The sequence below is a fragment of the Isoptericola sp. NPDC056578 genome (genome assembly GCF_042793275.1).
In the GTDB taxonomy this organism is placed as follows: Bacteria; Actinomycetota; Actinomycetes; order Actinomycetales; family Cellulomonadaceae; genus Isoptericola.
The window spans coordinates 40,785-51,127 of the sequence record NZ_JBHTVC010000034.1 but is presented as its reverse complement, the minus strand read 5'-3'; the positions used below and the strand labels follow the sequence as shown (position 1 = coordinate 51,127).

Annotated in this window: 7 protein-coding genes; 1 reads left to right on the top strand and 6 read right to left on the bottom strand. The window is 76.2% G+C overall.

Features of this window, described 5'->3' with window-relative positions; genetic code table 11:
* Nucleotides 1-56: 56 nt before the first annotated feature.
* The 6 genes from ACFQ80_RS14175 to ACFQ80_RS14150 all read right to left on the bottom strand — a co-directional run bounded on the left by ACFQ80_RS14175 (nucleotide 57) and on the right by ACFQ80_RS14150 (nucleotide 9,461).
* Entirely contained in the window at nucleotides 57-809 is a 753-nt protein-coding gene (locus ACFQ80_RS14175) for a PspA/IM30 family protein (protein WP_430548637.1), read from the bottom strand.
* 101 nt (nucleotides 810-910) lie between these two features.
* A complete protein-coding gene (locus tag ACFQ80_RS14170) occupies nucleotides 911-2,977 on the bottom strand; it encodes a TPM domain-containing protein (protein WP_430564107.1) in 2,067 nt (688 codons plus the stop codon).
* Between the two features lie 73 nt (nucleotides 2,978-3,050).
* Nucleotides 3,051-4,073: a TIGR03557 family F420-dependent LLM class oxidoreductase gene (locus tag ACFQ80_RS14165; protein ID WP_430564106.1), complete on the bottom strand. Its 1,023-nt coding sequence runs from the start codon at nucleotides 4,071-4,073 to the stop codon at nucleotides 3,051-3,053.
* Between the two features lie 52 nt (nucleotides 4,074-4,125).
* Nucleotides 4,126-5,814: a DNA repair helicase XPB gene (locus ACFQ80_RS14160; RefSeq protein WP_430548640.1), complete on the bottom strand. Its 1,689-nt coding sequence runs from the start codon at nucleotides 5,812-5,814 to the stop codon at nucleotides 4,126-4,128.
* Nucleotides 5,815-5,908: 94 nt separating this feature from the next.
* Nucleotides 5,909-8,431: a helicase-associated domain-containing protein gene (locus ACFQ80_RS14155; protein WP_430564105.1), complete on the bottom strand. Its 2,523-nt coding sequence runs from the start codon at nucleotides 8,429-8,431 to the stop codon at nucleotides 5,909-5,911.
* Between the two features lie 106 nt (nucleotides 8,432-8,537).
* On the bottom strand, nucleotides 8,538-9,461 hold the full coding sequence (locus ACFQ80_RS14150; protein WP_430564104.1) for an NAD-dependent epimerase/dehydratase family protein: 924 nt from the start codon (nucleotides 9,459-9,461) through the stop codon (nucleotides 8,538-8,540).
* A 122-nt stretch (nucleotides 9,462-9,583) separates the two neighbouring features.
* Here ACFQ80_RS14150 and ACFQ80_RS14145 point away from each other — a divergent pair, with 122 nt between their 5' ends.
* Nucleotides 9,584-10,297, top strand: a complete 714-nt coding sequence (locus tag ACFQ80_RS14145) for a TetR/AcrR family transcriptional regulator (protein ID WP_430564103.1) — start codon at nucleotides 9,584-9,586, stop codon at nucleotides 10,295-10,297.
* Nucleotides 10,298-10,343 lie beyond the last annotated feature (46 nt).

The window sequence follows — 10,343 nt, the reverse complement described above, 5'->3', positions numbered from 1 at the left end:
GGAACTACCTCGCCGGGCCGCGCACTACCTCGCGGGGGCTCGTGCTACCTCGCGGGTCAGGCCGGGTCGGACGGGGAGATCTGCGGCGCCGGCGCGTTGCCCGCCTTGAGGGCGGCGAGCCGGGCCTCGAGCTCGATGTCCTTGTCGGACGCCTCCAGCTCGGCGAACTGGGAGTCGAGGGACGCCGCCGCGACCTCGGCCTGGCCCATCGCCATGGCCTCCTCGCGGCGCACGGTCTCCTCGTAGCGGGCCAGCTCGCTGGTCGGGTCGAGCACGTTGATGGAGCTGATCGCGCCCTGCACGGTCTGCTGCGCCTGCGCCGCCTTCTGGCGGGCGACGAGCTGGTCGCGCCGGGACTTGAGCTCGCCCAGCTTGTCCTTCATCGCGGCCAGGCCGGTCTTGAGCTTCTCGACCGTGACGCGCTGCTGCTCGATCATCGGCTGCGCCGTCTTGACCTCGGACTCGGCGTCGAGCTGCTTGCGCAGCGCCACCTTGGCGAGGCTGTCGAACTTGTCGGCGTCGGCCGTGTTGCCGGCGGACCGGTACTCGTCGGCCTTGCGCGACGCGGCGAGGGCCTTGGTGCCCCACTCGCTCGCCGCCTGGACGTCCTCGTTGTAGTCCTGCTCGGCGAGGCGCAGGTTGCCGATGGTCTGGGCGATGGCCTGCTCGGCCTCCGCGATGTTGTTCGTGTAGTCGCGGACCAGCTGGTCCAGCATCTTCTGCGGGTCCTCGGCGCGGTCGAGCAGCGCGTTGATGTTCGCCTTCGCGAGCTGGCTGATGCGCCCGAGGATGCTCTGCTTCTGCGTCATGGTCGTGCTTCCTTCCGTCGCCCTGCTGAGATGGTGTGCCGTCGTCGTGTGCCTGCCAGAACGTGCGCCGCCCCGGACCGGTTCCGGCCCGTACGACGGGGTCAGAAGCGGCCGCCGCGCGACCTCCCGCCGCGGCCGCCGCCGCTGCTCCGGCCGCCGCCGAACCCGCCGCCACCGCGGCCACCGCCGAAACCACCGCTATAGCCGCCCCGGCGTCGGCCGCCCCCGTAGCCGCCGCCGAACCCGCCGCTGATGCCGCCGCCGGACCCGCGCAGCACGGAGTCGAGCAGGATCCCGCCCAGCACCATGCCGCCGACGTTCGGCCCGCCCTGCCCGCCCTGGTTCGCGCCCCACGACGAGGTGTCCTGCTCCGCGAGCTGCGTCGCCTGCTGGGCGTACCGCTCGGCCTGCTGGGCGCGCTCGAGGGCCGCCGTCGGGTCCTGCGACTGGAGCGCCTGGGCCTCGGCGACGAGCCGCGCCGCCTCGGCCAGGCGGGTCCGGGCCTCGGGGCCGACGGCACCGCGCCGCGTCGCGACGTAGTCCTGCGTGGCGCGCACCTGCGAGTCCACGCGGCCGAGCGTGTCGCGCAGCAGGGCGCGGGCGCGGGCGTCCGCCTCCGCCTTCTCGCGCGCCGGGGCGAGCGCGGTGTCCAGGGCGGCCTCGGCCGCGGTGAGCCGGTGCAGCGCGGCGAGCGGGTCGCCCCCGGACCGGGCGTCGCGCGCCTGGGTCATCGCGGACTCGGCCTCGGCGAGCGCGGCGGCCACGGCCGCCCGGTCCGCCTGACCGTCGCCCGCACCGCCGGCGGGCACGAGGCGGGCGGCGTCGGCCACGTCCTGGCCGATCGACGCGAGGCCCTTGTCCAGGTCGGCGCCGGCGGTGGCGAGCTGCGCGCCCGCCTGGTCGACGGCGTCGAGCAGCGTCGCGGCCTGCCCGAGCGCGTTCTGCGCCGCCCGGAGGTGGGCGACCGAGGCGGCGCGGGTGCGGCCGGTGAGGGCGGTGCGGCCCGAGGCGACGGCCTCGCGGGCGTGCGCCACGAGGGCGGTCGCCTGGTCGGGGTTGCCGCGGACGGAGGCGAGCGCGGAGGCCGGGTACGACGCCGCGAGCCCGTCGAGCGTCTCGCGCGCCACCGGGACGCGGGCCTCGATCTCGCCGGCGCGCTGCTCCGTCTCGTCCAGCAGCTCGGGGGCCCGCTGCTGGAGGGCGCGCAGCTCGTCGAACGCGTCGGTCTGCGCATCGAGCGACGCCCCGGCGTGCTCGGTCAGCTCGAGGATGCCGGCGAGCAGCTGGCGGCGGCGCGGCTCGCTGTCCGGAACGTCGTCGTCGAGCTCCTGGCGCAGATGGAAGGCTTGCCCGACGTCGGCCTTCGCGACCTCCAGAGCCGCGGAGAAGTCCTGGGTGGCCTCCAGCCCGAACTCCGCCTGGGCGAAGCCCAGCTCCTGCTCCGACGTGCGCAGGGCGTCGTCGATCTCGACGAGCGCGGTGCCCACGCGGCGCTCGAGCTCCTCGGTCGGCACGGCGGACAGGTCGCCCGGACCGGCCGGGGCGGCGGTGCCCTGCTTCCTGCGGCGCGACCGGACCCAGAGCCAGCCACCGACCCCGCCCGCCACGGCGACGCCGCCCACCGCGGCCGCCACGCCCCAGCCGCCGCCGGACGACGTCGTGCCGCCGGTGCGGATCGTGTCCGCGGCGGCGATCGCCGCGCCGGCCCAGTCGTCGTCGCGCAGGTGGTCCTCGGCGACCTGCTCCACCTGGTCGAGCTGCGCGTCCGAGAGGCCGTTGTTCGTGTCCACCGACAGCCCGTACGCGCGGTCCTGGGTGGCGACGGCCAGCAGCAGGTCGTTCACCCCGAGGCCCGCGTCCGTCGCGGTGCGGTTCGCCCAGTCGCGTCCGTCGGTGCCGTCGAACGAGTCCACGTAGACGACGAACAGCTGGTACGGCGTGTCGTCCGCGAGCTGGTCGAGCGAGGCCTGCACCTGCGCCACGTCGCCGTCGTCGAGCACCCCCGACTGGTCGGTGATCTCGCTGTCGAGCTGGGTCAGGGGAGGGACGGCGGAGGCGCTGAGCGCGAGGACGGCGGCGCCGGCGAGCGCCAGCACCAGGGCCAGCACGCACGCACCGACGGCCGCTGCGGCGCGGCGCGGCGCAGCGGGGGCGACACGGGGATTCACGACCCGATCGTGTCGCGCGCGGGCATCCGACGCAATTGCGGCACCGACGCCGGCCCGCCGTCCGGGCCGGGCATCAGGGCTCGACGCCACCCTCGACGCCACCCTCGACGTCGCCCGGGGCGGCGGACCGCAACCGCTCCAGGAGCGGGCCGGCCGCCTCGTCGAGGAACTGGCCCTGGCGCTCGTCCCCGATCTGCACGAGCGCCAGGTCCGTGAACCCCGCCTCCCAGTAGGCGGAGGCGGCCTCGACGACCGCGTCCAGGTCCGGGCCGCACGGGATCGAGCCCGCGACGTCCTCGGGGCGGACGAACGCGGCGGCGCGGTCGAAGGCCTCGGTGGTGGGCAGGTTGGCGTTCACCGGCCAGCCGAGGCCGAACCAGCGGAACTGCTCGTGCGCGCGGGCGATCGCCGCGTCCCGGTCCGGGTCCCACGAGATCGGCATCTGGCCGATCTTCCGCGACGGCGGCAGCGCCGCGTCCTCGCGGACGGCGTCCCACCGCTCGACCAGGCCAGCCTTCGGCTCGGTCGCCACGAGGTGGTCGGCGAGCGGCGCGAAGTGCTCGACCGACTGCCGGCCCGAGACGGCCACGCCGATGTCGACCGGCTCGTCCGGCAGGTCCCACAGTCGCGCCGAGTCCACCTGGAAGTGGTCACCGCGGTAGCTGACGAGGTCGCCGCTGAAGAGCACGGAGATGATCTCGACGGCCTCCGCCAGCAGCTCGTGCCGCTCGTCGACGGCGGGCCAGCCGGCGCCGACGACGTGCTCGTTGAGGTTCTCGCCGGCGCCGAGGCCGAGGGTGAACCGGCCGTCGGAGAGCAGCCCGACCGTCGCCGCCTTCTGCGCCACGACGGCCGGGTGGTAGCGCAGCGTCGGGCAGGTCACGTACGTCATGAGCCCCACGCGCTCGGTCGCGTGCGCCACGGCCCCGAGCACGCTCCACGCGTACGGGGAGTGGCCCTGCGCGTCCAACCACGGGAAGTAGTGGTCGCTCATGACCTCGAAGTCGAAGCCGGCCCGCTCGCCGCGCACCGCGTACTCGACGAGGCGCTTCGGGCCGGCCTGCTCGGTCATCAGGGTGTAGCCGAAACGGGTCATGCGGCCACCGTGCGACGGCGGGTGGATGCCCGCACGCCGTCGTCGTCCCGGACTACCGCGCGGCGTCGGGGGCCTCGAGGTCCTCTGCGTCGACGATGCGGTACGCGTAGCCCTGCTCGGCGAGGAACCGCTGCCGGTGGGCGGCGAAGTCCTGGTCCACGGTGTCGCGGGCCACGACGGCGTAGAAGTGCGCCGTCCGGCCGTCGGCCTTGGGCCGCATGACGCGCCCCAGCCGCTGCGCCTCCTCCTGCCGTGACCCGAACGACCCGGACACCTGGATCGCCACGGACGCCTCGGGCAGGTCGATGGAGAAGTTCGCGACCTTCGACACCACGAGGCGGCTGATCTCGCCCTCCCGGAAGGCGGCGAACAGCTTCTGGCGCTCGCGGACCGTCGTCGCGCCCGTGATGAGCGGCGCGTCGAGGTGCTGGCTGAGCTCCTCCAGCTGGTCGAGGTACTGGCCGATGACGAGCACCTGGTCGTCCGGGTGCTGCGCGACGATCCGCTCGACGACGCGGTTCTTGCCCGGCGCGCACGCGGCCAGGCGGTACTTGTCCTCCGGCTCGGCCGTCGCGTACACCATCCGCTCGTGCTCGGGCAGCGTGAGGCGCACCTCGACGCAGTCGGCGGGCGCGATGTAGCCCTGCGCCTCGATGTCCTTCCACGGGGCGTCGTAGCGCTTGGGGCCGATGAGGCTGAACACCTCGTCCTCGCGCCCGTCCTCGCGCACCAGCGTGGCGGTGAGGCCGAGGCGCCGGCGCGCCTGCAGGTCCGCCGTCATGCGGAAGATCGGCGCGGGCAGCAGGTGCACCTCGTCGTAGAGGATGAGGCCCCAGTCGCGGGCGTCGAGCAGCTCGAGGTGGCTGTACACGCCCTTCCGCTTGGTGGTGAGCACCTGGTACGTGGCGATCGTGACGGGCTTGATCTCCTTGCGGGAGCCCGAGTACTCGCCGATCTCGTCCTCGGTCAGCGTGGTGCGGCGCACCAGCTCGTCGCGCCACTGGCGGGCGCTGACGGTGTTGGTCACGAGGATGAGCGTGGTGGTGCCGGACTTCGCCATCGCGCCCGCGCCGACGATCGTCTTGCCGGCGCCGCAGGGCAGCACGACGACGCCGGAGCCGCCGTGCCAGAAGCCGTCCACGGCCTGCGCCTGGTAGGGGCGCATCTCCCACGTCTTCGGCTGCTCGTGCGGGGTGCGGGGGTGCGTGGGGGAGGCCAGCGCGATCTCGTGCTTCTCGCCGTCGACGTACCCGGCGAGGTCCTCGGCGGGCCAGCCGAGCTTCACCAGGACCTGCTTCAGATGGCCGCGCTCGGACGGGTGCACGACGACGGTCTGCTCGTCGACGTGGTCGCCCACCAGGCCGGCGGTGCGCTTCGACTTGAGCACCTCGGCGAGCACGGCCCGGTCCGTCGACTCGAGCACGAGACCGTGCGTGGGATGCGTCGCGAGCGTCAGCCGTCCGTACCTCCCCATCGTCTCCGCGACGTCGATGAGCAGCGCGTGCGGCACCGGGTACCGGGAGTACTCGATGAGCGTGTTGACGACCTGCTCCGCGTCGTGGCCCGCGGCGCGGGCGTTCCACAGCCCCAGGCTGGTGAGCCGGTAGGTGTGCACGTGCTCCGGCGCGCGCTCCAGCTCCGCGAACGGCGCGATGGCGCGGCGCGCGTCGTCCGCGCGAGGGTGGTCCACCTCCAGCAGGATGGACTTGTCGCTCTGCACGATGAGCGGGCCGTCGGTCATGCGGCTCCTTCCGAGGGGTGGCGATCCAGGGTCTGGACCCGAGGCGTCAACGTCGTGGGCGGGCGCGCTTGTTCCGTGGCGGCGTCCGGCGAGGTCAGCCGTCCACCGGCTCCACGCCGGCGATGCGGTGCACGGCGACGGTGAGCTCCGCCTCGCGCGCCGGGTCCAGCGCGCGCAGCCGGCCGCCGTCGAGGCGCAGCGGCTTGAGCGCGCGCCGCTCCAGCGTGCCCGACGCGCCGACCATCTCGATCCACACGACGCGGCCGTCGCGCAGCGCGTCGTGCAGGGTGGCCAGCGCGTCGCCGGGCTCGGCGGTGCGAGGGCGGCCGCCCGTCGCGGTGGCCCGGCCGCCGTTCGCGGGCCCCCGCGGGGTCGTCCCGACGGCGCCCGACGGTGCGGCGCGGTGCGCGCCGGCCAGCCGGTCCACGGCCGTCTCGTCGCCGGCGTCCGCGGCGCGCAGGCGGGCCACCAGGTGGGCGCGGGCGTCGTCCGACGTCGCCTCCGGCTCGGCGACCGGGCCGCGGCGCGGGTCGCGCGGGGAGCGGTCCGGACGCGGCGGCCGGCGCAGGCGCGCGCTGAGCACGCGGCCGTCGGGGCCCTCGACGGCGGACAGCAGGCCGCGGGCACGCAGCGCGTCGTGCAGCTCGACGGCGGGGACCGTCGCGGCGAGCACCGTGGGCGCCAGCCGCACCAGGCCCAGGTGGGCGAGCCGAGGGTCCGCCACCAGCCCGGCGAGCACCGCCGGGTCCGCCGCGCGCACGTACGAGCCGGCCGACCCCACCCGCAGCGACTCGTGCCGGCGCGCCGTGTCGCGCACCAGGTACTCCAGCGGCTGCGGCACGGGCACGCGGGAGCGGCGGGCGAACGCGTCCAGCAGCTCGTCCGCCGTCGTGCCGTGGTCCAGCGCGCGCGTCACCGACGACGGCGAGAAGCGCACCGTCGTCGCCGCCCCGCGCGACTCCACGTCGGCCGACCGCTCCAGCAGGAGGGCGAGGGCCTGCGACGGCCGGCCCGGCACGATGCCGGTGAGGTCGCCCTGCAGCAGCACCTCGTCCACCTCCGGCGGCAGCGCCGCGCGCAGCGCCGCCTCCAGGTCGTGCGGGGTGTCCGACCCCTGCGGGGTCAGGTGGGCGAGGACGGCGGTGCCGGGGCCGGACAGCGCCCCCGCGCCCGTCGCGCCGAGCAGCGCGGCCTCCGTCAGCAGGCCGGCGACCGCCTGCTCCGGGGGCACCGTGCGCGGAGCGTGCCAGCGCAGCACGGTCATGACGGCGTCGACGTCGAGCGCCGTGCCCGGCTGCGCCGCCAGGACCTGCAGCACCTGACGACGCAGCCGCGGCACCCAGCCGCGGTGCAGGTCGCCGGACAGCGGCGCCCGCAGGTTCCCCTTCTCGTCGCGCGAGCCCACCAGCCACGGCGTGCGTCGCGAGCCCGACCACGCCGCCGCGAGCAGCGCCCAGCGCTCGGCGTCGTCCATCACCTCCCAGCGGTCGGCGACGGTCGTGGGCCGGTACGACGGCGGCGCCTCGCCGTCGTCGGCCACCACGCCCGCGGCGGCCGCCAGCTCGACGACGAACGCCGTGTCCGCCTCGTCGGCACCGAGCGCCTGGGCCGTGCGGCGCAGGTCGCGCACGCCGAGGCCCCCGCTGCGCAGCACCGCCGGCGCCGTGTCGTCCCAGGCGGCGACCAGGAGGTCGACGCGGCGCACGAGCTCGAGCGCGGCGCTCGCGGCCTCCGCGTCGACGACCACCTGCGGCACCGCGCGGCCGTCCGGCCGGGGCGGCGCGAGCTCGGGGGAGCGGTGCGTGCGACCGCCGCGCAGCGCGAGCCCGACGTCGCGCGGCAGCGTCACGTGCCGGGCGTCCGTGCGCAGCAGCAGCCGCGCGTCGACCAGGGCGTCGACGGCCGCGCGCGCCGGTGTCCCCGGCGCCGGGACCAGGCCGATCGGCGGGCCCCACGTCAGCGCGTCCAGCACCTCCTGCCCGCCGCGCGGCAGGTCGGGCAGGTGCGGGCCGCTCGTGGCGCTGCCTGCGGCGCTTCCGGGCCCGGTCGGCGACAGGGAGGGACGGGAGTCGGGGCGGACGGGTCCGAGGCCCGCCGGGTGCGGGCCGAGGACGTCGTCCAGCCCGGGCGCGGGGCGCAGGTCCGGGCGGCCGGGCTCGCCCGCGTCCCACAGCAGCGCCGCGGTCAGCGCGTCGGCGAGCGATCGCTCGACGGCGGACCCGCCGTCGAGCGTGCTCCCGCCGTCGTCCGTGTCGCCGGTGTCGTCGGTGTCGTCGGTGTCGTCGGTGCCGTCCGCGCCGACCGCGTGCCGCACGTCGTCAGGGGACACCGGGCCGTCCCCGGCGAGCGCGACGACGGCCTCCAGCGCCTGCAGGGTGCGGGCGTCCGCGTGCGCCAGCGCCCGCTCGAGGGCCGTGCGGCTCGACGCGCGGGCGGCCAGCGACCGCAGCGTCGACGGTGACGGGGTGGCCAGGTCGGGCCGGGCGCGCAGCAGGGCGAGCAGCTCGGCGTCGTCGCGGCCGCGGATCGCCTCGGTGAAGGTCCGGGGCGCGCCCGTGGCGCCGGCGCCGTCCGCGACGTCGGCCTCCGCCGTGCGCTTGGGCGACGTGCTGGCCATCTGATCGATGCTACGCGCCGCCCCCTCGTCGCCGAACAGGTCGTTGTGCACCGAATACGGACTCAGAACGTGCGCAACTGCCTGTTCGGCGACAGCCCGACGGTCGTCAGCCCCGGGCCGTGCGGCGGCAGACCTCGTCCCACGGGGTGGGCTCGACGCCCCACCGGTCGCGTGCGGCGGAGTCGTCGAGGACGTACGGCCGCTCCCACTGGTAGCCGAGCTGGCGCAGCTCGCGCAGGAGCGGGGAGAAGGCGGAGACGGCGGCGAGCGCAGGGCCCCGCAGCGAGCGGACGCGGACGGGCGGGTGCCCGGCGGTGGCGAGCACGTCGGTCAGCGCCTGCGCCTGGGTGCGCGGGGCGTTGCTCGGGACGTGCCAGGTGCGGCCGTGCGCACCCGCGTCCTCCGCCGCGGCGACCAGGGTGCGCGCGACGTCGCCGACGTCGGTGAACGTGTGCGGCAGGTCGGTGCGGCCCATCATCGTCACGGCCCGGCCCTCCAGGGCGGCGGGCAGCACGCGCGACACGTGCCCGTTGCCGCCGACGCCGGGGCCCATGTAGTCGGACGCGCGGACCTCGACGGCGCCGCGCAGCCGGCCCGCCTCGAACGCGTGCCGGGCGTCGGACCACAGCCGGGCGCGCAGGCGGCCCTTGTGGTCGGTGGCCGCGTCGGGCAGGTCCTCGGTCATCGGCCCGTCGACCGGGCCGTACGGGTAGAGGTTGCCGGTGATCGCGTAGACGGCGCCCGTGCGCTCGGCGGCGGCGAGGAACGCGGCCGCGAGCGGCGGCCAGGCGCGCTCCCACTGCGTGTAGTCGCCGGGGTTGGCGCAGTTGTACAGGATGTCGGCACCGTCGGCCGCGCGGCTCAGGGCGTCGGCGTCGGAGGCGTCGAGCGCGGCGTGCCCGACCCCGGCGATCCCGGTGTCGCGCCCGCTGCGGGTGACGACGGTGACGTCGGAGCCGCGCTCGGCGAGCAGGGCGGCGACGTGCCGGCCCACGGGCCCGGCGCCGACGATCAGGTGACGGTCGGTCATGACTGGTGCTCCAATCCGAGAGCGGTGCTCTCTGTCTGGTCGATCGTGGCACGCCGCCGACCGCCTGACAAGAGCGATGCTCTCGTTGGTGACGACTGCTCTCGCGTGACAGGCTGAGGCCCATGGTCGACGCTCCCCGCACCGCCCGCGCCCTCGCCCGCGAGACGCTCACCCGCGAGATCCGCGCCGCAGCCCGCGCCCGCCTCGCGACCGACGGCCCGGTCGCCCTGTCGCTGCGCGCCGTCGCGCGCGACGTCGGGATGGTCTCCTCCGCCGTCTACCGCTACTTCCCCAGCCGCGACGCGCTGCTCACCGCGCTGATCGTCGAGTGCTACGACGAGCTCGGCACCGCCGTCGAGGACGCGGACGCCGCGGTGGCCGACCGCGACGACGTCGCCGTCCGCTGGCTCGCCGCCTGCCGCGCGCTGCGGGCATGGGCCGTCACGCACCCCGCGGAGCTCGGCCTGCTGTACGGCACGCCGGTGCCCGGGTACGCCGCGCCGCGCGACACCGTCGACCCGGCCACCCGCGTCGTCCGCGTGCTGGTGACCGTCGTGGCGCGCGCCCACGCGGCCGGCGCGACCCCGCGGCCCGCGCCGGACGGTGCCCCCGACGCCACCGCCGTCGTCGACCCGGCACGGCGGTTCGTCGCCGAGCGAGGGATCGTGCAGGACGCGCCCACGGAGCTGGTCGCCCGCACGCTCATGGCCTGGACTACCCTGTTCGGCACCGTGTCGTTCGAGATCTTCGGGCACCTCGTCGGCTCCGTCGCCGACCCGGAGGCGTGGTTCGACGCCGTCGCCCTCCGCCTGGCCGCCGACCTCGGCATCCGCTGACGACGCCGGGCCCGGGGTGCGGACCCGGACCGATGCGGCACCCTGC

Excerpts from the sequence above, each read along its gene's own strand:
- ACFQ80_RS14175 (WP_430548637.1), bottom strand. The coding sequence starts at position 809 with ATGACGCAGAAGCAGAGCATCCTCGGGCGCATCAGCCAGCTCGCGAAG.
- ACFQ80_RS14165 (WP_430564106.1), bottom strand. The coding sequence starts at position 4,073 with ATGACCCGTTTCGGCTACACCCTGATGACCGAGCAGGCCGGCCCGAAG.
- ACFQ80_RS14160 (WP_430548640.1), bottom strand. The coding sequence starts at position 5,814 with ATGACCGACGGCCCGCTCATCGTGCAGAGCGACAAGTCCATCCTGCTG.
- ACFQ80_RS14155 (WP_430564105.1), bottom strand. The coding sequence starts at position 8,431 with ATGGCCAGCACGTCGCCCAAGCGCACGGCGGAGGCCGACGTCGCGGAC.
- ACFQ80_RS14150 (WP_430564104.1), bottom strand. The coding sequence starts at position 9,461 with ATGACCGACCGTCACCTGATCGTCGGCGCCGGGCCCGTGGGCCGGCAC.
- ACFQ80_RS14145 (WP_430564103.1), top strand. The coding sequence starts at position 9,584 with ATGGTCGACGCTCCCCGCACCGCCCGCGCCCTCGCCCGCGAGACGCTC.